Origin of the sequence: Priestia sp. YIM B13486, from assembly GCF_042787865.1 — a bacterium.
GTDB classification, from domain to species: domain Bacteria; phylum Bacillota; class Bacilli; order Bacillales; family Bacillaceae_H; genus Priestia; species Priestia megaterium.
Map to the genome: position 1 here is coordinate 227,879 of NZ_JBHZOZ010000003.1, position 25,101 is coordinate 252,979.

Consider the following 25,101-nt stretch of genomic DNA (forward strand, 5'->3'; position numbering starts at 1 on the left):
ATGGAAATTAAAAAAATTATGCAAGCCGTGAACGACTTTTTCGGTGAACACGTAGCTCCTCCTCATAAAATTACCTCGGTGGAAGCTACTGAAGATGAAGGCTGGAGAGTTATTGTTGAAGTCATTGAAGAACGAGAATACATGAAAAAATACGCCAAAGATGAAATGCTCGGAACGTACGAGTGCTTTTTAAATAAAGAAAAAGAAGTCATTTCATTCAAACGACTCGACGTCAGATATAGAAGCGCCATTGGCATTGAAGCATAGACGATAAGATGGCAGGAGGAACGTAAAAATGACCGTCTTAACAGACAAAAGGAAAAAAGGCAGTGGAGCTTTTATACAAGATGACGAGACAAAAGAGGTTCTTTCAAGAGCGCTGAGCTATTTAAAATCCGGCTATTCCATTCATTTTACAGGTCCTGCCGGCGGAGGCAAAACCTCTTTAGCGCGAGCGCTTGCTAAAAAGAGAAAGCGTCCTGTAATGCTGATGCACGGGAATCACGAGCTCAACAATAAAGATTTAATTGGGGATTTTACGGGATACACGAGCAAAAAAGTAATCGACCAATATGTTCGTTCTGTCTATAAAAAAGATGAACAAGTGAGTGAAAACTGGCAGGATGGCCGATTGCTTGAAGCTGTAAAAAATGGCTATACGCTGATTTACGACGAATTTACTCGGTCTAAGCCTGCAACGAATAATATCTTTCTATCAATATTAGAAGAAGGCGTGCTTCCGCTGTATGGAGTGAAAATGACCGATCCTTTTGTGCGCGTGCATCCCGATTTTCGCGTCATCTTCACAAGCAATCCAGCTGAGTATGCCGGCGTATATGATACGCAAGATGCGCTTCTTGACAGGTTAATTACCATGTTTATTGATTATAAAGACATCGACAGAGAGACAGCGATTTTAACGGAGAAAACGGACGTAGAAGAAGACGAAGCGCGCACAATTGTAACGCTCGTAGCAAACGTGCGAAACCGCTCTGGAGACGAAAACAGCAGCGGACTTAGCCTTCGGGCTTCGCTTATGATCGCTACTCTCGCCACGCAGCAAGACATTGCTATCGATGGAAATGACGAAGATTTTCAAACGTTATGTATCGATATTTTGCATCATCCGCTTACCAAATGTTTGGATGAAGAAAATGCAAAAAGCAAAGCCGAAAAAATCATTTTAGAAGAATGTAAGAATATAGACACGGAAGAAAAGTAAAGGAGCTTGAAAACATGAGTGAAACAAACGAAACAGGTATTTATATTTTTAGCGCCATTCAAACGGATAAAGACGAAGAATTTGGCGCCGTGGAAGTAGAAGGAACAAAAGCTGAAACATTTTTGATTCGCTACAAAGACGCAGCTATGGTAGCAGCTGAAGTACCGATGAAAATTTATCATCCTAATCGCCAAAATTTATTAATGCATCAAAACGCAGTAGCAGCGATTATGGACAAGAACGATACGGTTATTCCAATCAGCTTTGGGAATGTATTCAAATCCAAAGAAGATATAAAAGTTCTTTTGGAAAACCTTTATCCGCAGTTTGAAAAGCTGTTTCCAGCGATCAAAGGAAAAATTGAAGTCGGTTTAAAAGTAATTGGGAAAAAAGAATGGCTTGAGAAAAAAGTAAATGAAAATCCTGAACTTGAAAAAGTATCAGCCTCCGTAAAAGGGAAATCAGAAGCAGCCGGTTATTATGAGCGTATTCAACTTGGGGGAATGGCTCAAAAGATGTTTACTTCCCTGCAAAAAGAAGTCAAGACAGATGTGTTTTCACCGCTTGAAGAAGCAGCGGAAGCAGCAAAAGCAAATGAGCCAACGGGCGAAACGATGCTTTTAAACGCATCTTTCTTAATTAACCGAGAAGATGAAGCGAAGTTTGATGAAAAAGTGAATGAAGCGCATGAAAACTGGAAAGACAAAGCCGATTTTCATTACAGCGGTCCATGGCCTGCTTATAATTTTGTGAACATTCGCCTAAAAGTAGAAGAGAAATAACGTGCTTCACAAATTAGTAACCGCCCCTATTAACCTTGTAGTGAAAATCGGCGAAAAAGTACAGGAAGAAGCTGATAAACAGCTATATGACCTTCCGACGATTCAGCAAAAACTCATTCAGCTTCAAATGATGTTTGAGCTTGGTGAAATTCCCGAAGAAGCGTTTCAAGAAAAAGAAGATGAATTGTTAATGAGGTACGAAATTGCGAAGCGCAGAGAAATTGAACAATGGGAAGAGCTAACAAAAAAAAGAAATGAGGAATCCTAGATGGGAGAATTACTGTATTTATACGGTCTAATTCCAACAAAAGAAGCAGCAGCCATAGAGCCGTTTCCATCTTATAAAGGGTTTGACGGAGAACATTCACTGTACCCAATTGCGTTTGATCAGGTGACGGCTGTAGTTTCTAAACTGGATGCTGACACCTATTCAGAAGAAGTGATTCAAGAAAAAATGGAGCAGGATATGAGCTGGCTGCAGGAAAAAGCATTTCATCATCACGAGACGGTAGCCGCTTTGTACGAAGAATTTACGATCATTCCATTAAAATTTTGTACCATTTATAAAGGTGAAGAAAGTCTGCAGGCAGCTATTGAGATTAACAAAGAAAAGATAGAGAATTCACTGACGCTGCTTCAAGGAAATGAAGAGTGGAACGTGAAGATTTACTGTGATGATACGGAGCTTAAAAAAGGAATCAGCGAAACGAATGAAAGCGTGAAAGCGAAAAAAGAAGAAATTAGTCACTTATCACCAGGAAGACAGTTTTTTGAAAAGAAAAAAATAGATCAGCTGATTGAAAGAGAATTAGAACTTCACAAAAATAAAGTGTGTGAAGAGATACATGACAAGCTTAAAGAGTTATCGCTTTATGACTCTGTTAAAAAGAATTGGAGCAAGGACGTAACGGGCGCAGCTGAACAGATGGCGTGGAACAGCGTGTTTCTTCTCCCGTCTCTGCAGATCACTAAGTTTGTAACCGAAATAGAAGAGCTTCAGCAAAAGCTTGAAAATAAAGGCTGGAAATTTGAAGTGACGGGACCATGGCCGCCCTATCATTTCTCGAGCTTTGCGTAAAGTGAGGAATTAACATTATGTCTCTTAAACAATCCATGGAGAATAAAGATATTGCTCTTATTGATATTTTAGATGTCATTTTAGATAAAGGAGTCGCCATTAAAGGAGACTTAATCATTTCCATAGCCGGCGTCGATTTAGTGTATTTGGATTTGCGGGTGCTTATTTCTTCGGTTGAAACCCTGGTTCAAGCAAAAGAAGGAAATCGCAAACCAATCACTTCTGAACAATTTGATAAACAAAAGGAGGAATTAATGGATGCAACCGGTCAGCCAAGCAAATGGACGAATCCACTTGGATCCTGATCAAGCTGAACAAGGCTTAGCGCAGCTTGTGATGACAGTTATTGAGCTATTGAGGCAAATCGTTGAACGTCATGCCATGAGGCGGGTGGAGGGTGGAACGTTGACGGACGAACAAATTGAAAACTTAGGAATTGCACTAATGAACTTAGAAGAAAAAATGGACGAGTTGAAAGAGGTGTTCGGTCTGGATGCAGAAGATTTAAATATTGATCTTGGACCGCTAGGCAGCCTGCTTTAAGCGGTCAGTAGGAGGAACAGTATGGCAGTCGAACATAATATGCAGTCAAGTACGATTGTAGATGTGCTCGAAAAGATTTTGGATAAAGGAGTCGTCATAGCGGGGGACATCACCGTAGGAATTGCAGATGTCGAGCTATTAACGATAAAGATCCGCTTGATTGTGGCTTCGGTTGATAAAGCAAAAGAAATCGGCATGGACTGGTGGGAAAATGATCCCTATCTCAGTTCAAAAGGAGCCAATAACAAAGCGCTCGAAGAAGAAAATAAAATGCTGCATGAGCGGTTAAAAACGCTTGAAGAAAAAATAGAAACGAAACGTTAAAAACTGTACGCTACTTAAAAAATGGAGGGATTTACAATGGCAACTGAAACAAAATTAGATAACACACAGGCAGAAAACAAGGAAAATAAAAATACGGAAAACGGTTCAAAAGAAAAGAACGGTTCAAAAGCAAGCAAAACAACAAGCAGCGGGCCAATCAAACGAGCGGTAGCAGGAGGCATCATCGGTGCAACGATTGGATATGTATCGACTCCTGAAAATCGAAAAAGTCTCCTTGACCGCATTGATACAGACGAATTAAAAAGCAAAGCATCTGATTTAGGAACAAAGGTAAAAGAAAAATCAAAAAGCAGTGTGGCCAGCCTGAAAACATCTGCGGGAAGCTTGTTTAAAAAAGATAAAGATAAAGATAAATCAAAAGATGATGAAGAAAACGTAAATTCTTCTAGTAGCGAAACAGAAGACGATAACGTTCAAGAGTACGACGAGTTAAAAGAAGAAAATCAAACTCTTCAAGATCGCTTATCACAGCTTGAAGAAAAAATGAACATGCTTGTTGAGCTTAGCCTCAATAAAAATCAAGACGAAGAAGCGGAAGATACAGATTCCGACGAAGAAGAGAACGATGAAAACGAAGAAAACGAGCAGGACGACGAAAACGAAGAAGAAACATCTAAGCCTCGTAAAAAGGATAAAAAAGAAGCTGAGCAAGAAGAGGAAGAAGAAAGTGAAAGTGACGAAGACAGCGAGGAAGAAGAGGAAGATTCTCGCTCAAACAAAAAAAATAAAAAAGTAAAATCAGAAGAAGAAGAAGAAGATGAAAGCGAAGAAGAAAAAAAGGAAGCGAAACCAAAAAAGTCAACAGCTAAAAAATCAAAAAATACAAAAGCAAAGAAAAACACGGACGAAGAAGATGATGAAGCAACATCTCTTTCTAGTGAAGACGATACAACAGCCTAAGACGTAAAGGAGGAAAGAAAGACATGAGTACAGGCCCTTCTTTTTCAACTAAAGACAGTACGCTTGAATACTTTGTGAAAGCTTCTAATAAACACGGCTTTTCACTTGATATTTCATTAAATGTAAACGGCGCTGTGATTTCCGGTACCATGATTTCAGCAAAAGAATACTTTGATTACTTAAGCGAAACGTTTGAAGAAGGCAGTGAAGTGGCTCAGGCGCTAAGCGAACAATTCTCTTTAGCAAGCGAAGCGAGCGAATCAAACGGAGAAGCAGAAGCCCATTTTATTCATTTAAAAAATACAAAGATTTACTGTGGAGACAGTAAATCTACTCCTTCTAAAGGAAAGATCTTTTGGAGAGGGAAAATAGCAGAAGTAGACGGGTTTTTCTTAGGAAAGATTTCTGATGCAAAATCAACGAGTAAAAAGAGTTCATAAAAAACGGCGGGGTGATTGCCCTGCCGTTTTTTAGTGATGTGATGACATGTGCAGCTTCTTTTTTCGATACATGAGGGGAGTCATCTTCATTTCTTTTCGAAACTGATTAATAAAATAGCTTGTACTATTAAACCCTACTTGATAAGCGACGTCCGTCACATTTGCTTCTGCTTGCTGCAGCATAACTAAGCTTTGCTGAATTCGATAGTTTAATACATAGGTCAAAGGCGATTTTTTTAACATTTTCTTAAAATATCGACAGCATTCAGAACGGCTCAATTGTCCGGATTTGGCAATATCATCAAGCGTAATCTTTTCAGCAAAGTGCAAATGAATCCAATTGAGCATTCGCTTCATCCGCTGATTTTTGATCATTTCTTTTTCATTGTATTTCAGCTGCAAACCGTTAAGAATTAAATTTTTCCAAAGTATGCTGAGTTCAGAGGCAATCTCTATTTCATAGTGTTGCGGCTGCTTATGAATCCATGTGTGTATCTTATGTATAGACTCTAACACGTTGTTTCCCCAGGCTTGCTTTGGACTGATGAATAAATGTGATAGATTCGTTGCATGAATGTAGGGATAAACGTAATTTGTAAAAAGCTCTTGCGGCACAAGAAAATGAGGAGAAATATTTAAACAAATGTACACGCAGCCGGATTTGTTTATATCTTCAGTCATATGAAGACATCCGCTGTTAATAAACAGTCCGTAGCCTTGTTTTACAATCACTGTTTTTTCATTTATTTGAAAAGACGCATCACCTTTTATAACCAATACAAATTGAAGTTCATCATGCCAGTGAAGAGGGATGTAGCCGTTTATGTGATCACTGATCGTCGTTTGATAACATGCTACTGGCAGCTCAACGGTGCGATGGGTCGTTAGCTCTTTTAAGTTTTCATCAATTTTAAAATGGGCTGCTGGCATACATGTTCACCTCAATATATTTATATTTTTTAATGCAATATGCGTATTTTCTGCCCCGTTTTTCACTTATTATAACACTATTCTTATAATAAAAGTGAGGGATGGAAGATGAACGATCTCAGCCGGAAAAAAGGGTTCTTCTTTGTAACAACTGGAGCTATATGTTGGGGGATGGGAGGGACGGTTGCTCAAAAGCTTTTTCAAGAATTTGAAATCAGTGTAGACTGGCTTGTTTCAGTACGGCTGCTCATTGCGGGTTTTTTGCTGCTAATGATTTCATGTATAAAAAATAATCATTCTCACGTATTTGGAGTATGGAAGAACCGAAAGGCAGCTCTTCAGCTCGTCGTTTTTGCCATATTTGGTATGCTCGCCGTTCAGTATACATATATGGCTTCTATTAAGCATGGAAATGCAGCAGTAGCTACGCTGCTGCAGTATTTATCACCGGTGATGATTATCATTTATTTGCTTTTGCGCAAGCAGTCTATATTTACGCGACAAGACGTCATCACTGTTTTGCTAGCACTGGGGGGCTGCTTTTTTTTATTAACAAACGGCTCTATTTCTCAGCTGTCTGTTCCTGTATCTGCCGTTGTTTGGGGAGTGCTGTCAGGTGTAGCAGCAGCATTTTATACGCTGTATGCCGTGCCGCTGATCAAAAAGTACAGTTCGCTTGTCATCGTTGGCTGGTCAATGGTAATTGGGGGAAGCGTAATGAGCTTTATTCATCCTCCTTGGGAAGCGTCAAGCTTATCACCAATAACCTGGGGATATATTTTATTTGTCATTATTTTTGGCACGATGCTTGCTTTTTGGTTTTATGTAGAAAGCCTGCAAAGTCTTTTACCTAAAGAAACGAGTTTGCTTGGAAGTTTAGAGCCTTTAGCTGCTGTTATTACAACCGTTGTTTGGCTGAAAGAGCCTTTTGGTTTTTATCAATGGATAGGCACAGCTTGTATTATTGGATTAGTTTTATTACTCACACGAACGAAACAAGCATCTTCTAAGACGACACTTTCAGCATAAATAGAGGCTTGCTAAAAGAAGAAGCAAACCAATGTCACTTTTCCGCCGAATCTGTAGAAACTCGTTTGACTTTTAAAATCTTTACATATTGAATAAACACTCTTTCTTTTGTAGAGACATTTAATTTAGCAAGTCTTGATGCGTCATCTCGGTTTTTAGCAGATTCTATCACAAAAGTTCCTTTGATTTTGGCTTCATCTTTTAGAACGGAATACTGTATTTCAAATCGTTTTGCTTTCGTTTTCTGCATAGTGATTGATAAGCTCCTTTGCCTGGTAAATTGATGTATTGCTATGAAATAAGGTTCGATAAAAAGGAATAAAAGAACGTAACATATACTACTAAATGAAATGCAGAGCGGCAGTGACTTTTATCACACCACAACCTAGTATTTCATCTTTTTACCAAAAAAGATAGGGTGTTTTACCGTCGCTGCTTATAAAAACTTTTATTCTTTCTGCTTGACCTAGAGTTAACTCTATGGTTTATCTTGTAGTAGTATCATTTCAAGGAGGGGCTTTATATGAAGTATCATACAATTGCTAATACTGACTTACACGTATCAAATTTGATTATGGGAAATATGCGTTTAACAGAGCTTTCTTTACAAGAAGCAGAGAAGCTAATCCGCACAGCGATGGAAGAAGAAATTAACTTTTTTGACCATGCTGATATTTACGGTCCTGATTATGTGGGACAATGCGAAGAGTATTTTGCAAACGCTATACAAATGAATTCAAGTCTTCGTGAGAAAATGGTGATTCAAAGTAAATGCGGCATTAACGCAGCGGAAAATTACTATGACTTTTCAAAGAAGCATATCATAGACTCTGTTAACGGCAGCTTAGAGCGCTTAAAAACAGATTACTTAGATCTTTTATTACTTCATCGCCCAGATCCGCTAATGGATCCTGAAGAAGTAGCAGAAGCGTTTAATGAGCTTCAAAGCAGCGGAAAGGTACGTCACTTCGGTGTGTCGAACCACAACCCAGCGCAAATTCAGCTGCTTGAAAAATATATCAACCAAAAGCTTGTCGTAAACCAAGTGCAGTTCAGCATTGCACATACGCCAATTATAGACTCTGGTATTTCTTTAAATATGGGCATCGACCAAGCTGTGAACCGCGACAGCAGCGTGCTTGAATATTGCCGTTTAAATGATATAACGCTTCAAGCGTGGTCGCCATTTCAAAACGGATTTTTCGAAGGACCTTTCTTAGGCGACAAAGAGAAATTTGGAAAGCTAAACGAAGTGATTGATCGCATCGCAAGTAAGTATAGCGTGACGAATACAGCGATTGCCGTTGCGTGGATCACAACTCATCCTGCAAATATTCAAGTGGTGCTTGGTACTACAAATATTCAGCGTATGAAAGATGCAAGTAAAGGTTCAGAAATCAAGTTAACGCGCGAAGAGTGGTACGATATTTATAAAGCCGCTGGCAACATGGTGCCTTAAGCGCTGCAGTTCTTAAAATAAAGCAGGTAACTCCGTTCGAATATGGAACGGAGTTACCTGCGTTTTACGATAAGTAACTACTGGTTAAGCTAGAAAAAGATTTAGCAGCAGCTCAATTATTTTTGTGACGCCAAGACCTAACAAAAAGGCAATAAAACCGCCAATTACAATGGTAAGCATCATGTGAGCAGTATTCATCGTATTCATCCTTTCAGGTTTAAATATATGTTGCTTGCTGCTTGTACAAAAAGTCTGCAGAATAAAGAGCTCAATGAAGAAGACTATAAAAGAATAAATCCTCGAGATAACTAGAGGTCAAGACAAACTCATCATGTTTTTCTGAGAAGTTTAAGGTGTAGGAGGAAGCAGTATGACGTATACCATTTCACAAGTGGCAAAAAAATTGAACGTGACAATTTATACCATTCGCTATTATGATAAAGAAGGGCTTTTTCCATTTTTAGATCGTACAGCGTCAGGGAATCGTATTTTTAAAGAACAAGATATTGAATGGATTGATTTAATCTGCTGTTTAAAAAGCACAGGTATGCAAATCAAGGACATTCGGACGCTTATTGAAAACTGTACGCTTGAAAATGCCGTGCTTGATAAAAGCCTGCAAATGCTGATGGATCATAAAAAAGCGGTACAAAAAGAAATCGAAGAAATCCATCACAAGCTTGAGACGATTGATTATAAAATTAAGCACCTGCCGGAAATGTACGAGCGAATTGTTAACAAGCCTTCAAACTAAATAAAAAAGGAAGCGTAAAAATGATCGAAAAAGTAGTACCTCTCACTGCGGAGAATATGCAGCAGTGCATTAACTTGTATATGAATGTATTTACAAAAACACCTTGGAATGAGCCGTGGACAGAGAAATCTGCTAGAGAAAGGCTGACTGATTTACTGAACACACCTAAATTTATGGGCTATTTATTTTATGACCAAGGAGAGTTGATTGGAATGATTGCAGGTCACGCGAAAAAATCATACAGTAGTATGACCTTTTACGTGGCCGAGCTTTGCGTCAGCGCAAGCGCGCAGGGAAAAGGGTACGGTTCAGCTATCTTAAGCCGGTTTGAGAACGAACTTCAAAAACACGAGATTAACAGCTTGTATCTCTTGACGGCGACTGGAGGAGCTGCACAGGCTTTTTATGAAAGAAACGGCTATAGTGTCAATGATCAGCGCGTTGTCTTGAAAAAAACGTTTGTTTAATGTTTAGCACCTACATAGAGCAGGAAGAGAGTTGCAGAGTGACTCTCTTTTTAATTAATCTTTTTATCTATTAATATGTAGAAGAAAAGGAAGTATGAACAAGAAAAATAAGGTGATGGGAAAAAGCAGACAAGAAACGGCAGATTAAAAAGATCTATTTTTTTTATAATAGTTAGCCTTATTATGACCTGGTTGATAAGCACATTTAAAAACAGTGCCCATTATGTGGACACTGCTTTTTCATAATAAAGTGGAAAGCTAGCTTTTGGTAAAAAAATTAGCGGAAATGAAGCTGTTCATCACTATTTCTAATGATTAGCAACCGCCAAATCCTCCCCAGCAAGCACAGCCGATGATGATTAATAAAATGAATAATACGATGATTAAAGCAAAGCCACTGCCAAATCCGCAGCCGCCACCGCCGTAACCGTAACCGCCATAACCACAGCCACCATAGAAGCCCATATATTTCACCTCCAAGTTCTGAGTACATTTTTAACATATGCCTGAAATGCAAAAATGCTCCAAAAATATCCAACGATTTCAATGAAAATAAAAAAAGATAAGAAAATAAGATGGACACGGTACTTTTTTTCACTTTCTACATAGGATGAATCATCCCAAGATCTCATATATGAGCCCCCATGTTATAACAAAGCAGGCTAATACCACTTCCTCCTTAGCCTGCGTACATAATGAAGGAGAAGCCGAAGAATTTTTTCTTCGGCTTCTTATTTTTTACTATGAAATAAACACGTTAGTACTTTCCCTATACCATTCTAAGTCAGGGTCCGCTTCTTTTTGTATGTATTAGGTACTAAAGAGAAATCAAGCTCATTTTCATATAAACCTAGTAATTTTCTTTTTTTCGTAATTCTTTTCCCTTATTTTCAGCATAACCAAGATATTTGCCCAAGACAGCGAATAGGTAAATGCATATTCATGGGTGAAAGCAAAAACAAAAAACGGAGGTTTCTCTTATGAATTCAGAAATGCATTTTTTTCCTACTATGTATTCTCAAGATCATCATCAATTTCAACACACAGATGAAAGGTTTATTGGCAGACCGTTTGGCTTTGGCAGACCGTTTGGTTTCGGACGCCCGTTTGGCTTTGGCTTTGGCAGACCATTCGGCTTTGGCTTTGGAGGTCCATTTTTAGGAGGGTTAGCAGGAGGGCTAGTAGCAGGTTCACTGTTATCACCATATGGCTTTGGCGGCTACGGTTACGGTGGTTATCCTTATGGTGGCTTTGGCGGTTACGGCTATGGCTTCGGCGGCTGCTGTTAAACGTAAATAAAAGAAAAATCTCAGAAGAAATATTTTTCACATCATTCTTTTCTATAAAGAAATCTGTTTTGGAACGTAAGGCTTTATATCCATCCACAGTTAATCAGAGCGTGCACCCCACTTAATATAAAAAACCATCTGGTGAATTTCCAGGTGGTTTTTGATTTTTACATAGGGAAGAAATAAAAAATAGCGGCAGAAAGAGATAAAGAAAAGATGTTAGAATCGTGCTTTTTGTTCTTTACATTACAGTAAGAAACGCTTACTATGTGAGAAAATGGAAATGTTAATGAAGCATTCTTTTTACATAACTTTCTGTGAGAAGTAAAAGAGGGAGAGACATAACATGATCGAAAGTCATACTATTTATTTACGCCCGTTAACTGTCAGCGATGCGCACGACAGCCTTCGATTGCAAAAGGACAATCGCGGCTTTTTTGAACAGTTTTCTATGATTCGAGAGCATTCTTTTTATACGTTAGAGAGCCAAGTAGAAAAAATTCAGCGTCACGAAGAGAATAGAAAAAACGATGAAGAATACTATTTTGGTCTTTTTCAAAAAGAGAATAATAAGCTGATTGGCACCATTAGTCTTTTTCAAGTGCTGCGCGGATCTTTACAAAGCGCGTTTATCGGCTATTTCCTAGATCAGCATCATAATGGAAAAGGGTACGCAACAGAAGCCGTAAAAGCACTTGTTGACTATGCGTTTGAAGAGCTGCATCTTCACCGCATTGAAGCCGGCGTTATGCCACGTAATTTGCCTTCTCAGCGCGTATTAGAAAAAGCAGGTTTTCATAGGGAAGGAATTGCTAGAAAAAATGTAAATATTAATGGCATATGGGAAGACCATCAAGTCTTGGCTATTCTTAACCCTAATGATGAAATAGAAGAAATAAACGAGTTCTTAAAATTTTGATATACGTTTTTACATTTAAAATTTATAATGAGAATAAGAGAATAGAACAGTCTATATTTAAATAGTAGGTGACTAAGGTAATGGAAGAGAGGAACATCAATGAAAAAGCCGTTTGGGATGTATTGCAGATGGCTAGCGAAGTAGTCGGAAGCAGGACGCTGTTTGTAGGGATTTTCGACGAACAATTTTCAGTTATGAAAGCCTTTAATAAAGAAGGGGGAAGCCTTGTAGAGGATGGACTGACGCTGCCGTTAGAGCTTGCGGTATGCAACTTAGTTACGTGTGATGAACCCCTTGTTATTCCCAATACAAAACGCGATGTTAGAACGTCTAATTTAGCCATCATTGATGGTGCCCGGGTAGGTTCTTATTTAGGAACACCGATTGTGCTAGAAGACGGGAGAATGTTTGGTACCTTATGTGCGGTCGATCCGGATCCTTATCAGTTTAGCGAAAGTGAAATTCAAGGGTTAAACCGGCTGGCTGGTATTTTGTCTCATATTATTTATAAAAATCAAGCGGCTGTTTTGCCGAAAATTGAAGAGAAAATTCTGCAGCTTGATAAACTGGCGCTCGTAGGGCAGCTAGCAGCAGGATTAGCGCATGAGATTCGAAACCCGATGCAGTCGGTGCGTGGCTTTATTCAATTTTTATTTAATGAAAATGAACAGGCAGAGCCTTTTCAAAAAATTGTTCTTGATGAACTGGACCGCATGAATGAACTTATTAACAACTTCTTGCTTGTCACGCAGCCAACAGCGCCTAAAAAAGAAATCGTATCGATTGTAGAAGTTATTCATGATACCGTTGCTTTCTTGAAAAGTGAAGCTGCGCTATATAATGTCGAAATGAACGTAAGAATAGAAGGAGCCATTCCGCTTGTATCAATCGACCCTGCTCAAATGAGACAAGTGTTTATGAACCTTTTGAAAAACGCCATTGAAGCAATGGAGAAAAAGAAACGCGGGGAAGTAAACCTTATTATCAAAGAATGGGAAGATTGGGCTCTTATTGACATTCAAGATACAGGTTCTGGGATTCCGCTATCCATTATTAATAAAGTAGGAAATCCATTTTTCTCAACAAAAGATGGAACAGGCATGGGGTTAGGGCTTTCTATTTGTAAAACGATCATCAACGAGCATAACGGTAAGCTTGCGATTGAAAGTGATGAGAACGGGACAGTGGTGACGGTTAAGCTGCCTTTGACGCTTTAAGATAAAACAAAAAAGAAAGGAGAGCAAGCACTCATCCTTTCTTTTTTGCTGACCTTTTTAATATGCTGAACTGTCTTCAATCCAGTATTCATAGTCTTCCGCATCTTTTTTATTTAACTTTTTGCCGTTGATGTAAATTTTGTCCCACTCGTAAATTTGTTTATCCAAATAAACGTTAAATACAATGCGTATGTGCTCTTTTTCTGTATAATCGTAGCCGGTAAATTGTACAACGTGATGACGGCCTTCTTGCTTGATGTAGGTCCATTTTGGATGATCGTTGTACGTTTCAAGCGTAATTGCTTCGTCGCCGTAGCGAACTACATCTTTAATATTCGTTTTTGTTGGTAAAAGTGATAATCCCGCTCCGACTCCAAAAGTAATCACAAGCGCTAAGATGCTTAAACCAATAGCAATTCCGATGTGAGTGCCGCCTTTTATTTGCAGATAAGCTTCTTTCCGCTGCTCCGGCTGAGCTCCGGCTCGAGCTAACACGTTTTTAACGTGCTTATAATACCAGCGGTTGGCACATAGCCCTGTAATAAGTGAAGCACCGCCAAACACAATTGCATCGGACCACTCTGGTATGTCTACAAAGCACAAAAGGGAAAACCAAATTACCTCAATAAACGTTAAAATAAAAAAGTGCTTATACATTTTTCGGTATGCAAACCAAGCGCTTGTCAGAAAAAAGGCTGCCCAGTTCCACGTGTTGTTTTTAGCTGGATTAGCTGTTTTTCCCCACTTCAAATCATAATAGGACGTATTTGTTCGAACTACTTTATGCTCTTCTTCAANCCTCAATAAACGTTAAAATAAAAAAGTGCTTATACATTTTTCGGTATGCAAACCAAGCGCTTGTCAGAAAAAAGGCTGCCCAGTTCCACGTGTTGTTTTTAGCTGGATTAGCTGTTTTTCCCCACTTCAAATCATAATAGGACGTATTTGTTCGAACTACTTTATGCTCTTCTTCAAAAGACATGAGTTCATCTACTGCTTGTTCTTCCATTTAAAACACCTTTCATTGGTTATAATCTATCATCTAAAATGACTCTATTATTATACATTATTTCTAGTATTTTTCTATTCTTCCTTAAATTATTTTTAAAGTAAGAATATTTGCCCTGTTGGTTTTTTAACGGGAACTTTCATAAAAAAGAAGAATATGGTAGATTTGAAGAAAAAGGAGCTCCTTGAACATGAATCATTTAAAGAAAGCCCTGTACCAATCGTGGTCAATTCATTCAAGCACAAAGTGGACGGCTGACAATCCTTCTAAGGGACAGTGCGGCGTGACAGCTCTTGTCGTTCAAGATATTAAAGGAGGATATATTTTAAAAACTCCGTGTAAAGAAGGATGGCATTTTTATAATCAGCTTGATGAACAGCGCTATGACTTTACACAAGAACAATTTCCTGAGTCTCTCCAATATGCAGACATTTTATCCAGTCGGGAAGAAGCGTTTATGGATACCAATAAGGAGCAATATGAGGCTTTAAAGAAAAACGTAATGACCTATTTTATACATGAAAATTTGCTTTAGAAAGGAACACATAAATGAAAAGTATTCAGTATTCCATTGTTGATGTATTTGCACAGAGAAAATATACGGGAAATCAGCTCGCTGTTTTTAAAGACGCAGGAGGACTTTCAGATAAAGAGATGCAGCAAATGGCTAAAGAAATTAATTTTTCTGAAACGACGTTTATCACGTCTTCTTCTGCAAAAGGAGAATATAACGTGCGGATTTTTACGCCTAATGAAGAAGTACCGTTTGCAGGACATCCGACGCTCGGAACCGCTCATGTTATCCGAGAAGAACTAGAAGAAAAAGATACAGAGGAACTTATTCTTCATTATAAAGCAGGTCCTACGCCCGTTACATATGATGAACAAAAAGATGTGCTGTGGATGACACAAGGTCAGCCGACGTTTGGGAAAGTGTTAGATAAAAAGCAAGTTGCGGATGTGTTAAACCTTGATGAAGCTTATATCGATATGCGTTTTCCCGTTCAAGAAGTATCCACCGGTCTGCCGGTCATCCTTGTCCCGTTAACATCATTAGAAGCAGCTAAAGAGATACATGTAGACAAAGAAAAATATTTCAAACTGATAGAAAATACAGAAGCGAAAGCGATTATGGTCTTTTCGCCGGAAACCTATCACCAAGATCATCAGCTAAACGTACGAGACTTTGCCGACTACTACGGCGTTCCAGAAGATGCAGCAACCGGCAGCGCCAACGGCTGTTTAGCAGCATATTTAGTTAAATACCGTTATTTTAATCAGCAAGCTATTGACATACGTGTAGAACAAGGATACGAAATAGGAAGACCTTCACAGCTTTATGTAAAAGCTAGTTATGATGGAGAAGCTTTTCACATTCAAGTAGGCGGAAAAGTAGAGATGATTGCGCGCGGTGAATGGATTTTGTAACAAGCCGTTCATCTGCTGTTCACAATAAGTTCTTATCCTAATAAAAACGCAATAGGACCACCGCGTTTGGTTACACTAGTAAACAGATAGATACTGAAAGAATAAGTGATGGCGGCCAAAAGGCCGCCATTTTAAATGGTTGATAAAAGGAGTGGCAGAAAAAATGATTCACATTTTACTGGCGGATGACGATGAGCATATGCGGCAATTAGTTCGTCACTATTTGCAGCTTGAAGGCTATATGGTGCATGAAGCAAAAGACGGCGAGGAAGCTTCGGGTCTGCTTGCTAAGCAGCACATTCATTTAGCGGTTGTCGATATTATGATGCCTCATAAAGACGGATATGAAGTTTGCGAAGAAATACGCAGCTATTATGATTTTCCCATTATTTTATTAACAGCAAAAGATCAGCTCGAAGACAAAGAAAAAGGCTTTTTAGCAGGAACGGATGACTATGTTACAAAGCCGTTTGAACCAAAAGAATTGATTTTCCGAATCAAAGCACTGCTTCGCCGATACGAAGTGGTAAATGAAAAGAGGATCGTGCTGAACAGCACCTCTATCGACCGAAAAAGCTATGAAGTGCACTGCAGCGGACGACTGTTAATTCTTCCAATGAAAGAATTTGAATTATTAGCTCAGCTCGCGAGCTATCCAGGAAGAATTTTCACAAGAGAAGAATTAATTCATCTGATATGGGGAGCGGATTTTAACGGAGATAACCGCACAATCGATGTACACGTGAAAAGGCTGCGCGAAAGGTTTGAACATACCGATGATTTTGTCATTACGACGATTCGAGGCGTCGGCTATAAGCTTGAGGTGAGGGCAAAATGAAGACGCTCTATTTGCGGATTGTTCTGACGACCATTGCTGTAATGGTATTTAGCAGTCTCCTAGCGTTTATTTTAGCAAACGTTTATTATCAGTACAGTTTAAAACCTTATAACGATCAAAAGCTTACGCGTATGGCAAAAGACATTGCGAGCTTTTACGAAAGCAATAGGGGCGTGGATCAACAAGCTTATTTACAGCATATTAGTAAATTGGGCTATCAAATATATGTGGTGGACAGGAGCGGACATGAGACGTTTTACGGACGGGAATTTAGAAATCAGCGCTTAGAAAAGAGTGCTGTCAAACAAGTACTGGACGGAAAAATGTATCACGGAATTGCAAACTTTCCTTCACAGGTGTTTGTGACGGGATTTTTTGATAATGTGTTAGCCAATAGCATCGGCGTGCCGTTAAAAGGAGAAAGTAACAAGCAGCAAGCGCTGTTTATTCGCCCTGATATTCAGCTGCAGTTCGGGGAAATGCGCATTTTTTTCTCGGTCATTTTACTGCTGATGATTGTATTAAGTATTTTATTTGTACTTATTAGTACGCGTTATTTAGTAAAGCCAATTGTCAAGCTAACGGAAGCGACAAAACAAGTGGCAAAAGGAAAATACAACGTCGAGCTGTACGTAAAGCGCCGAGATGAAATCGGCGCGCTTGCTTCACATTTTTCCGAGATGGCTAAAAGTTTAGAACAGCTTGAAGAGATGCGCCAAGAATTTGTATCCAACGTGTCACATGAAATTCAGTCTCCGCTGGCGTCCATTCAAGGATTTTCGAAAACGCTCCGTTCTGCTAATCTTTCAGATGAACAGAGAAATGAGTACCTGTCTATTATTGAAGAAGAAAGCCGGCGCATGTCGTCACTCAGCAAACAGCTGCTTACGCTTGCTTCACTTGATAAAGAAAGTGAGCATATCGAAAAAAGTACGTTTGATGTTGCAGCTCAAATCAAGCAAGTGCTGTTTATGACGGAGTGGAGCTGGCGTGAAAAAGAGCTGGCTATTGAAATGGATCTTCCTTCAACGCTGATTTCAGGCGATCAAAAACTGCTTCATCAAGTGTGGACAAATTTGATTACAAACAGCGTAAAGTTTACGGAAGAAGGAGGAACGCTCTCTCTTCGCGTTGGCATGGAAGACACGCATTGCCACGTGGAATTTCAAGATACGGGAATCGGTATGTCAAAAGAAAGCCTCCCGCATATTTTTAATCGTTTTTATAAAGAAGATAAAGCAAGAAGCCGGACGGAAGGAAGCAGCGGTCTTGGCTTAGCGATTGTAAAGCAAATTGTCGAAATGCACGGAGGTTCCATTCACGTTGAAAGCGAAAAAGGAAAAGGCAGCACCTTTCACGTTTATCTTCCGAAAATGTAATGAGCCGTTCATCTTCCATTCATTTTCTATTTTTATACTTTAAATAGAATTAAAAAAGGAGATGAAAGAAACATGTTTTTGGCTTTACGTGAATTGAAACATGCGAAGCTGCGCTACTTACTCATTGGCGTGATTATGGTGTTAATTGTATGGCTTGTGCTTTTTGTATCAGGCTTAGCAAAGGGGCTTTCCTCTGACAATGCTTCAGCTGTTCAAGAAATGAAAGGAAATTACGTTGTGCTTCAAAAAGAAGCGGATCAACGCCTGACGCGCTCTGTTTTATCCATAAACAAAACAGAAGATATTCAACAGCTAAGCGGCAAGAAAAATGCTGAGCCGCTTGGTGTGATGATGACAGCAATTATAAATGAAGGAAAAGCCAAAAAAATAGACGCCTCGTTTTTTGCCATAAGCACAAGCGGCTTTTTAGCTCCGAACGTAACAGAAGGGAAGATGATTACGGACGATGCGAAACATGAAGCCGTGGCGGACTCTTCGCTTAAAGAAGAAGGAGTAAAGCTAGGTGATATGATAAAAGATACGGCTTCAGGAAAAAGCTTTAGAATTGTTGGTTTTACAAAAAATCAGTCGTTTAGTCACGCGCCTGTTATTCATATTAATTTTACAGAGTGGAAGACAATTGAAAGCACAGGTGCCTTTAATGCAGTGGTGTTAAACATGAACGATAAAAAAGCACATGCTCTTCAAAAAAAGAAGTCGGACATTGATGTGATTAGTAAAGATGAAGCGTTAAAAGGAATTCCTGGCTATCAAGAAGAACAAGGCTCGCTTTTAATGATGGTCGCGTTTCTGTTTATCATTGGCGCTTTTGTATTAGCCGTTTTTTTCTACGTGATGACGCTTCAAAAAATGAATCAGTTTGGGGTGTTAAAAGCGATAGGAGCAAAAACAAGTTATTTAGCGCGAACGATTTTATCTCAAGTGGTTGTGTTAACTTTATGCAGTCTCGCTATTAGTATTGGACTGACGTACGGAGTAGCTGCCATTTTGCCTGATTCGATGCCATTTTACTTGGATTTATCGCTAATCGCCGGCTGTTCGGCGCTGTTTGTAGCTGTTTCTGTACTGAGTTCATTATTGTCGCTGTATCGCGTAGCAAAAGTAGATGCGGTTGAAGCGATTGGGAGGGCTGTTTAATGAGTGAAGAAAAATTAGTTTTAGAGAGTGTTAGCAAGTCATTTGGAGACGGAGAAAACGCTGTAGTCGTGTTAAATGACCTATCGCTGCGTGTAAAAGCAGGAGAGCTTGTGGCGATTGTCGGTCCTTCTGGTTCCGGGAAAAGTACCTTTTTATCCATTGCAGGCGCGCTGCTTTCGCCGTCTAGCGGACGTGTGATTATTGACGGAGACGAGATTAATAAAATGTCTCCATCACAAATGAACAGCATTCGCCTGAAGAAAATTGGCTTTATCTTTCAAGCAGCTAATTTAATTCCGTATTTAACGGTTCGCGATCAGCTGCTGCTTGTAACGGAACTAGAAGGAAATCGAGACAAAGACGCCAAAAACAGAGCGGATGATTTGCTTGAAAAGCTAGGGCTTGCTCATCGCAAGCATCACTATCCTGAAAGTCTATCGGGCGGAGAACGCCAGCGGGCAGCGATTGCAAGAGCGTGGATGAATAATCCTGAAATTATCTTTGCAGATGAACCGACGGCAAGCTTGGATTCAGAGCGAGGAAGAGCAGTCGTGCAAATGCTCGCAGATGAAGTAAAGCTAAGGGGCAAATCAGCTGTAATGGTTACGCATGACCAAAGAATGCTGGATTTATGTGACCGCGTTGTGTGGATGGAAGATGGAAAATTAGTAGAATCAAACAGCGTGCAAGTTTAAAAAAGTGCTGCTCTTGACAGGAGCAGCACTTTTTTTGCGTTCTTCATTGTGCATATATTTGTCGTCTCGATTTGGAGCATCCATACGTTTGCTTCTTTATTAGTAGATGGGTTAGTTATTTATATTCCACTTCTTTAAAAAGCGTGTAGCCAAAATAAAACAACGCTATTTAGGAAGGAAAAAAATAAGAAACAGGAAATGAAAAGGCAATGAAGAAATAGTAAAAAGGTGATGAAACGATGAGAAAAAGGAGTGAAAGCAATGATTAAAAAAGTCGGTCAAATTATGGTGTATGTAAACGATCAAGATCAAGCGGTAAAGTTTTGGACAGAAAAAATGGGATTTCAAGTTATGTCTGAACAAAATAATGAACAAGGCATGAAGTGGATTGAGCTAGCGCCGGTAGCGGGTGCTGAAACAACTATTATCCTTCATAACAAACAGCTAATAGCAAAAATGCAGCCAGAGTTAAATGTCGGGACTCCTTCGCTGCTGTTTTTTACAGAGAATGTGGATGAATTATACAGAGACTTAACAGCTAAAGGCGTAACGGTGGGAGAAATCGTATCTATGCCTTCAGGAAAAGTCTTTAACTTTTCAGACAGTGAAGATAATTATTTTGCAGTTATGGAAAACGGGAATAATAAATAGAGCAAAAATAAAAAACACCGGGAGCATAATATTGTCTCGGTGTTTTACGGGCAAAGCAGGATAAGTTACTTTTCATTTTCATCTGCTGATTGGCAGTAGCAATAATATTCTTTATAAATTTACTCCTTTTCTTCATTATTCAACGCTATGATTGTACAAATGTGTATTAAAATTCACTTTAAGTTTCTAGAATTTAATAAGCCATTTCATAAATCAAGGAGTATTGCCTCTCATGATAAAACTAATAGGAAAAAAAGTGTTGCTAAGAGAAGCGACGCAAGAAGATGCTAATACGCTCTATTACTGGAAATATGAAGAGAAAAAACAAGAAGCGAAAAAATGGAATGCTCCGTACATACCAGACCGAAAGCTTACGAAAGAAAAGTATATGAATTCATGGGAAGAAGCGTATGAGATTTATCCATCAGTTCCCCGAATGCTTGCGGTCATCATTGATGAAAAAGCTGCGGGAACAGTGAGCTGCTATTGGGTGGACAAGCATACAAACTGGCTGGAAACCGGAATTGTCATTTACGACCCAGACTATTGGAGCGGAGGATACGGAACGGAAGCTTACCGCATGTGGATTGATTTTTTATTTGAATCTACACATTTACATAGACTCGGTATGTCCACATGGTCAGGCAATATCAGAATGATCAAAACAGCGGCAAAAATAGGTATGAAAGAAGAAGCAAGAGTCAGAGAAGCACGTATCGTAAACGGTGAATATGTTGATAGCATCAAAATGGGAGTGCTGCGAAGGGAATGGAACAAAAAGGTGCAGCAGGAGCTCTAATACCCTGTGTACTATGTTTTTCTGTAAACGTTTGTTTTTTATCCATAATTGAACTAAGCAGTTTAGTTTGATATATCCTAATACGGGGAATAGAGGGGAGATGGGGACGTGTAAGATTTTTATATAATTTAAAACTTCTTCTTTCATGAACGGAAGAAGTTTTTCTTATGTGAAATCATGTCATATGTCAAATCTAGCATGTATAAGATAGAAAAGAGGCAATATAGCCGTACTCTCTCCTACTACAAAAAAGTTAGAAACAAACTGTGTGTATCTTTATGAAAGAATGCACTTATGGCAGAGAGAATGATGGTTGCGATGGAGGTAACTAGATGAACGTTGATGGAGAAAATAAAGTTCCTCATTTTTATTCACTGCGGTCTGTTTCGCAAAAATTATTTGAGGTTATTACCAAACAGCTGAATGTCCGCACAACGTACGTAACTAGAAAAGGAGAAACAGCGATGACGGTCCTCAGCTCATATAACGAGAAGGAAGAAATTATTCCTGAAGGATACAGCGTTGAATACGGAGGTACATACTGCCGCTTAATCATTATGAATGACGGAGACGTTATGCATACGGCAAATCTGATGAAGGATGCCGTTACCAGACAGCTAGAAGTAACGGATCAATTGCAGGTAAAAGGTTTTTTAGGTGTTACATTAAAAGATTTAAAAGGAAATGTATTTGGAACACTCTGTGTAATGGACAAGGAAGAAAAAGAATTTTCAGGAGAAGATATTGCTTTTTTACAATCAATGGCAGGTGTCTTATCTCATATGATAGATCTGGATGAAACACGATATCAGATGGGGTTTTTAAGTGTCCCAATCATTCCGATTACAGAAGGTGTTTCGATTCTTTCTCTTCAAGGTATTATTGATAAAGAGCGTGCGGATCAGATTATGACAGATGTGCTTCACGATGCAGCTCATAATGAAATAGATTACTTTATCATTGATTTATCGAAGCTGCTTCTGAGAGAAAAAGAGTTTCCGAATTTCTTCTTAAAAATGATTACAGCACTTCAGCTCATGGGTGCTCAAGCAGTTATAACAGGTGTAACGCCGACATTTGCGAAAGAGCAAATTAAAAATCATGATTTGAAAAACTTACAGTTAAAAGTCGTGAAAAATATTCAACAAGCTCTTCAATGTGTGGGGTATAACTTAATCAAAACATGAAGCAAGCCTTAGCTCTATGAGCCAAGGCTTATTTTTGTGTATGTATATAACAAGCTGGTATGATCAGAAGCTGTGAAAGCATCAAATGCAGCATAAAGTGAATATAGATAAAGAATATAACTTTATTGAAGCCTTGCGTGATGATCATTACGCATCTTTTGACGGTGTAAGAAATAGCCGCGGGAGAGGCCTGCGTATGGCTGATGATCTTTTTTGTGGTATGCAAAAACATCATGGGGGGAAATACATGCGAGTAAACTTCAAAAGGTCCGCACAAGCGGGTGTGAATATGAAAAAGAAACAGCCGAGAACACTTCACTCCACGTTAAACACAATAGGGATACTTATGTTTATTGGAATTTTGATCAGGTGGTGGACCGTGCCGTTTGCCGTTAGTAAGGATCTCCGAATTTACTATAATCAAGATTTTCAAATGACATTGAATGAGTGTAAAGAGTTTCTTGCGTTCGTTTTATGCGCAGCAAGCGTGTATTTTAGTTTAGTAAACGTCTACTTTTTAGGAAAAACAGGTAAAAAACTAGTCTATACCGTTCTTGTTTTACTGGCTGTTTTTAACCTCTATATGATGCTTGCACTTCTTGCTGTAGCTACGCATTAAAGGCGTGCGTGCAGCTTAAAAGAAAGAGGTCAAACTTCCTTTCTCTTTTAAAGTGCTTTGCGATTTTTTTATACGAAAAACAGATAGAACTTCAAACATCTTCATTAGTTGAGCTTTCATAGCACTTCCACCTTTTGATATTTTTCACCTGACACACATGTAAATAGTATGTATGTTTTTACTTTCATACAACTCTATGAAATCCATTAAAACAGTTTTATTTTTTAAATTCAACCGAAAAGTATTTTCATTATTTTTCCATAAACTAAACGAGATAAGCTGCTATAAGGTTTAAACCAAAAAAGAAAATTGAAATGATTTTTTACGAGTTTAATATCTTGACGAAAAAATATTTCAGGAATAAGATAGGTTACATAAAGTAACGAGTGAAAGAAAAGTTACTTTTAAAAGATTATATTTTTCCTAACAGGAGGAAGAGATATGGAAGCGATGACTTTTGTTTTATTCGGTTCAACAGGTGATTTAGCGAAACGCAAAATTTATCCTGCACTCTATAATTTATTTGTAGACGGGAAAATCCCTAAATCAATTTCTGTTGTGGGACTAGGCAGAAGGGAGATGTCCGATGCTGATTTTCAGAAAAAAGTAAAAGAATCTATTCATACTTTTTCACGTCGCATCGAAAAAGATTCATCTCTTATGGAGCATTTTCTTTCAGCTTTTCGCTACAGCCAATTGGATGCAACGAATGCTGAAGACTATAAAAGTGTGTTAAATCTAGTAGAAGCACGAGAAGCAGAACTAAATATTCCAAGCAACCGAATGTTTTATCTCTCCGTTGCACCAGAATTTTTCGGTACGATCGCCGAGCATATTAAAAACAGTGGCTTAGATGCTACAAAAAGTTGGAAACGGTTAATTATTGAAAAACCATTTGGTCATGATCTACAGTCAGCTCGTCAATTAAACGAAAACTTAAGCAAAGCGTTTAAAGAAGAAGAGATTTACCGCATTGACCACTATCTTGGCAAGTCGATGGTGCAAAATTTAGAAGCGCTGGAATTCGCTAATCCTATTCTTCAATCATTATGGAATAACGAACATATTGCGAATATACAAATTACAGCAAGTGAAACGGTCGGTGTAGAGGAAAGAGCAAGCTATTATGACCATTCAGGAGCCATTCGAGATATGGTTCAAAATCACATGCTGCAAATGCTGATGATGACGGCTATGCACTTACCTGCTCGCATTAGCGCTGATGATATTCGAAACGAAAAAATAAATGTGTTAAAAGCGCTTCGTCCGCTTGTAAAAGAAGATATGGATCTAGACGTTGTTCGCGGTCAATATGAGGCCGGAAAAATAAACGGGTCTTCAGTGGAGAGCTACGTAAATGAGCCGGGCGTATCACCATCTTCTCAGACGGACACGTTTTTAGCAGCCAGACTATATATCGATAATTCGCTTTGGAAAGGCGTTCCTTTCTACATTCGTACAGGGAAAAGAATGGCGGAAAAAGCGACGCGAATTGTTATTGAATTCAAAGACTCGTTAAAAGAGTTGTACTTAGACAAAGGAGAAACAACATCTCCAAACCTGTTGATCATTGAAATTAACCCGCATGAAAATATTACGCTGCAGTTGAACAGTAAAAACCCATTTAATCATGGTCATATTGAGCCTGTACAAATTAATTTTTCAGGCCAGCAAGAAGGAGCACCTGAAGCATATGAACGCCTTATTGCAGATGCATGCGCCGGAGATTCTACATTTTTTGCTCATTGGAAAGAAGTAGAGCTAGCTTGGGAATGGGTTCAGCCGCTTCTTGAAGCGTTTGAGGAAAATACAGTGCCGCTTTATAAATATGCAGCTGGTTCACACGGCCCTGATGCATCACATGCACTTTTAGAAAAAGACGGTTTTAAATGGTGGCTGGATGAAGAAACAGCGCGCCGATCACGCGAAGTACAGCCAGTTTAATACAAACAAAGCGAAAGAAG

At 38.9% G+C, this 25,101-nt stretch carries 33 protein-coding genes; 28 read left to right on the forward strand and 5 right to left on the reverse strand.

Translation table 11 applies throughout. The features are described 5' to 3' along the window. Genes gvpO through gvpU form a run of 10 tightly spaced genes read left to right on the forward strand, consistent with a single transcriptional unit; the run spans position 1 to position 5,310 of the window. Entirely contained in the window at positions 1–267 is a 267-nt protein-coding gene (gvpO, locus tag ACFX4G_RS09355; RefSeq protein WP_013057996.1) for a gas vesicle protein GvpO, read from the forward strand. Between the two features lie 28 nt (positions 268–295). Next, positions 296–1,222, forward strand: a complete 927-nt coding sequence (gvpN, locus tag ACFX4G_RS09360; RefSeq protein ID WP_025751003.1) for a gas vesicle protein GvpN — start codon at positions 296–298, stop codon at positions 1,220–1,222. Positions 1,223–1,236: 14 nt separating this feature from the next. Further along, positions 1,237–2,004, forward strand: a complete 768-nt coding sequence (locus ACFX4G_RS09365; RefSeq protein ID WP_377574250.1) for a GvpL/GvpF family gas vesicle protein — start codon at positions 1,237–1,239, stop codon at positions 2,002–2,004. 1 nt (position 2,005) lies between these two features. Continuing rightward, entirely contained in the window at positions 2,006–2,272 is a 267-nt protein-coding gene (locus ACFX4G_RS09370; RefSeq protein ID WP_013084016.1) for a gas vesicle protein GvpG, read from the forward strand. Then, positions 2,273–3,082, forward strand: a complete 810-nt coding sequence (locus ACFX4G_RS09375) for a GvpL/GvpF family gas vesicle protein (protein WP_237074367.1) — start codon at positions 2,273–2,275, stop codon at positions 3,080–3,082. 17 nt (positions 3,083–3,099) lie between these two features. Next, positions 3,100–3,387, forward strand: coding sequence for a gas vesicle protein (locus ACFX4G_RS09380; protein ID WP_013057991.1), 288 nt, complete (start codon positions 3,100–3,102; stop codon positions 3,385–3,387). Beyond that, entirely contained in the window at positions 3,341–3,625 is a 285-nt protein-coding gene (locus tag ACFX4G_RS09385) for a gas vesicle protein K (RefSeq protein WP_013057990.1), read from the forward strand. Before ACFX4G_RS09380 ends, ACFX4G_RS09385 begins: the two co-directional genes overlap by 47 nt. A 21-nt stretch (positions 3,626–3,646) precedes the next feature. Next, positions 3,647–3,949: a gas vesicle protein gene (locus tag ACFX4G_RS09390; protein ID WP_013057989.1), complete on the forward strand. Its 303-nt coding sequence runs from the start codon at positions 3,647–3,649 to the stop codon at positions 3,947–3,949. Between the two features lie 36 nt (positions 3,950–3,985). Beyond that, entirely contained in the window at positions 3,986–4,870 is an 885-nt protein-coding gene (gene gvpT, locus ACFX4G_RS09395; RefSeq protein WP_377574255.1) for a GvpT/GvpP family gas vesicle accessory protein, read from the forward strand. Positions 4,871–4,893: 23 nt separating this feature from the next. Beyond that, entirely contained in the window at positions 4,894–5,310 is a 417-nt protein-coding gene (gene gvpU, locus ACFX4G_RS09400) for a gas vesicle accessory protein GvpU (RefSeq protein ID WP_014459206.1), read from the forward strand. A 30-nt stretch (positions 5,311–5,340) separates the two neighbouring features. On the opposite strand, the gene ACFX4G_RS09405 is transcribed toward gvpU, so the two are convergent. After that, positions 5,341–6,240 carry an AraC family transcriptional regulator gene (locus tag ACFX4G_RS09405; protein ID WP_377574258.1) on the reverse strand — a complete coding sequence of 300 codons (900 nt, stop codon included), beginning with the start codon at positions 6,238–6,240 and terminating at the stop codon, positions 5,341–5,343. Positions 6,241–6,348: 108 nt separating this feature from the next. Here ACFX4G_RS09405 and ACFX4G_RS09410 point away from each other — a divergent pair, with 108 nt between their 5' ends. After that, positions 6,349–7,269 (forward strand): DMT family transporter, encoded by a 921-nt coding sequence (locus ACFX4G_RS09410; protein WP_097822815.1) that lies wholly within the window; start codon positions 6,349–6,351, stop codon positions 7,267–7,269. Between the two features lie 34 nt (positions 7,270–7,303). Here ACFX4G_RS09410 and ACFX4G_RS09415 read toward each other — a convergent pair whose 3' ends face one another. After that, on the reverse strand, positions 7,304–7,519 hold the full coding sequence (locus tag ACFX4G_RS09415; protein ID WP_028409323.1) for a hypothetical protein: 216 nt from the start codon (positions 7,517–7,519) through the stop codon (positions 7,304–7,306). A 273-nt stretch (positions 7,520–7,792) separates the two neighbouring features. Here ACFX4G_RS09415 and ACFX4G_RS09420 point away from each other — a divergent pair, with 273 nt between their 5' ends. The 3 genes from ACFX4G_RS09420 (at position 7,793) to ACFX4G_RS09430 (ending at position 9,949) form a co-directional block, all read left to right on the forward strand. Continuing rightward, entirely contained in the window at positions 7,793–8,728 is a 936-nt protein-coding gene (locus tag ACFX4G_RS09420) for an aldo/keto reductase (protein WP_230183359.1), read from the forward strand. 370 nt (positions 8,729–9,098) lie between these two features. Further along, positions 9,099–9,482, forward strand: a complete 384-nt coding sequence (locus ACFX4G_RS09425; RefSeq protein ID WP_025751010.1) for a MerR family transcriptional regulator — start codon at positions 9,099–9,101, stop codon at positions 9,480–9,482. Positions 9,483–9,502: 20 nt separating this feature from the next. After that, positions 9,503–9,949, forward strand: coding sequence for a GNAT family N-acetyltransferase (locus tag ACFX4G_RS09430; RefSeq protein WP_043981356.1), 447 nt, complete (start codon positions 9,503–9,505; stop codon positions 9,947–9,949). A 315-nt stretch (positions 9,950–10,264) separates the two neighbouring features. Here ACFX4G_RS09430 and yjcZ read toward each other — a convergent pair whose 3' ends face one another. After that, positions 10,265–10,414, reverse strand: a complete 150-nt coding sequence (gene yjcZ / locus ACFX4G_RS09435; protein ID WP_014459214.1) for a sporulation protein YjcZ — start codon at positions 10,412–10,414, stop codon at positions 10,265–10,267. Between the two features lie 515 nt (positions 10,415–10,929). Here yjcZ and ACFX4G_RS09440 point away from each other — a divergent pair. From ACFX4G_RS09440 to ACFX4G_RS09450, 3 genes are all read left to right on the forward strand, one after another. After that, positions 10,930–11,238 carry a hypothetical protein gene (locus tag ACFX4G_RS09440; RefSeq protein WP_176521187.1) on the forward strand — a complete coding sequence of 103 codons (309 nt, stop codon included), beginning with the start codon at positions 10,930–10,932 and terminating at the stop codon, positions 11,236–11,238. 346 nt (positions 11,239–11,584) lie between these two features. Then, positions 11,585–12,157, forward strand: a complete 573-nt coding sequence (locus ACFX4G_RS09445; protein WP_043981357.1) for a GNAT family N-acetyltransferase — start codon at positions 11,585–11,587, stop codon at positions 12,155–12,157. A gap of 80 nt (positions 12,158–12,237) precedes the next feature. Then, on the forward strand, positions 12,238–13,374 hold the full coding sequence (locus ACFX4G_RS09450; protein WP_043981358.1) for a GAF domain-containing sensor histidine kinase: 1,137 nt from the start codon (positions 12,238–12,240) through the stop codon (positions 13,372–13,374). 57 nt (positions 13,375–13,431) lie between these two features. Here the strand turns inward: ACFX4G_RS09450 and ACFX4G_RS09455 are convergent, their stop codons facing one another. Both ACFX4G_RS09455 and ACFX4G_RS09460 read right to left on the reverse strand, forming a co-directional pair. Then, the gene (locus ACFX4G_RS09455; RefSeq protein ID WP_377574263.1) at positions 13,432–14,178 is read right to left on the reverse strand and encodes a DUF2628 domain-containing protein; all 747 of its coding nucleotides are present in this window, start codon (positions 14,176–14,178) and stop codon (positions 13,432–13,434) included. After that, positions 14,168–14,383, reverse strand: a complete 216-nt coding sequence (locus tag ACFX4G_RS09460) for a DUF2628 domain-containing protein (RefSeq protein ID WP_377574266.1) — start codon at positions 14,381–14,383, stop codon at positions 14,168–14,170. Before ACFX4G_RS09460 ends, ACFX4G_RS09455 begins: the two co-directional genes overlap by 11 nt. Positions 14,384–14,573: 190 nt before the next feature. Between ACFX4G_RS09460 and ACFX4G_RS09465 the strand changes: the two genes are divergently transcribed. The 11 genes from ACFX4G_RS09465 to zwf all read left to right on the forward strand — a co-directional run bounded on the left by ACFX4G_RS09465 (position 14,574) and on the right by zwf (position 25,081). Further along, on the forward strand, positions 14,574–14,918 hold the full coding sequence (locus ACFX4G_RS09465; protein WP_043981360.1) for a YunG family protein: 345 nt from the start codon (positions 14,574–14,576) through the stop codon (positions 14,916–14,918). Positions 14,919–14,932: 14 nt separating this feature from the next. Next, positions 14,933–15,811, forward strand: a complete 879-nt coding sequence (locus tag ACFX4G_RS09470) for a PhzF family phenazine biosynthesis protein (protein WP_377574269.1) — start codon at positions 14,933–14,935, stop codon at positions 15,809–15,811. Between the two features lie 163 nt (positions 15,812–15,974). Beyond that, positions 15,975–16,649 (forward strand): response regulator transcription factor, encoded by a 675-nt coding sequence (locus tag ACFX4G_RS09475; protein WP_377574272.1) that lies wholly within the window; start codon positions 15,975–15,977, stop codon positions 16,647–16,649. Then, a complete protein-coding gene (locus ACFX4G_RS09480; RefSeq protein ID WP_377574275.1) occupies positions 16,646–18,028 on the forward strand; it encodes a sensor histidine kinase in 1,383 nt (460 codons plus the stop codon). The genes ACFX4G_RS09475 and ACFX4G_RS09480 overlap by 4 nt, the downstream gene beginning before the upstream one ends. Before the next feature lie 72 nt (positions 18,029–18,100). Continuing rightward, positions 18,101–19,186, forward strand: a complete 1,086-nt coding sequence (locus ACFX4G_RS09485; protein ID WP_162214597.1) for an FtsX-like permease family protein — start codon at positions 18,101–18,103, stop codon at positions 19,184–19,186. Next, complete coding sequence (locus tag ACFX4G_RS09490) at positions 19,186–19,881, forward strand: ABC transporter ATP-binding protein (protein WP_097822808.1); 696 nt, start codon at positions 19,186–19,188, stop codon at positions 19,879–19,881. Before ACFX4G_RS09485 ends, ACFX4G_RS09490 begins: the two co-directional genes overlap by 1 nt. A 261-nt stretch (positions 19,882–20,142) precedes the next feature. After that, the gene (locus ACFX4G_RS09495) at positions 20,143–20,532 is read left to right on the forward strand and encodes a VOC family protein (protein WP_144632640.1); all 390 of its coding nucleotides are present in this window, start codon (positions 20,143–20,145) and stop codon (positions 20,530–20,532) included. Positions 20,533–20,764: 232 nt separating this feature from the next. Next, complete coding sequence (locus ACFX4G_RS09500; protein WP_377574280.1) at positions 20,765–21,331, forward strand: GNAT family N-acetyltransferase; 567 nt, start codon at positions 20,765–20,767, stop codon at positions 21,329–21,331. A gap of 332 nt (positions 21,332–21,663) precedes the next feature. Further along, the gene (locus ACFX4G_RS09505) at positions 21,664–22,518 is read left to right on the forward strand and encodes a GAF domain-containing protein (RefSeq protein WP_377574283.1); all 855 of its coding nucleotides are present in this window, start codon (positions 21,664–21,666) and stop codon (positions 22,516–22,518) included. 85 nt (positions 22,519–22,603) lie between these two features. Continuing rightward, complete coding sequence (locus ACFX4G_RS09510) at positions 22,604–23,137, forward strand: hypothetical protein (RefSeq protein ID WP_377574286.1); 534 nt, start codon at positions 22,604–22,606, stop codon at positions 23,135–23,137. A gap of 441 nt (positions 23,138–23,578) precedes the next feature. Then, a complete protein-coding gene (gene zwf, locus ACFX4G_RS09515) occupies positions 23,579–25,081 on the forward strand; it encodes a glucose-6-phosphate dehydrogenase (protein ID WP_377574289.1) in 1,503 nt (500 codons plus the stop codon). Positions 25,082–25,101 lie beyond the last annotated feature (20 nt).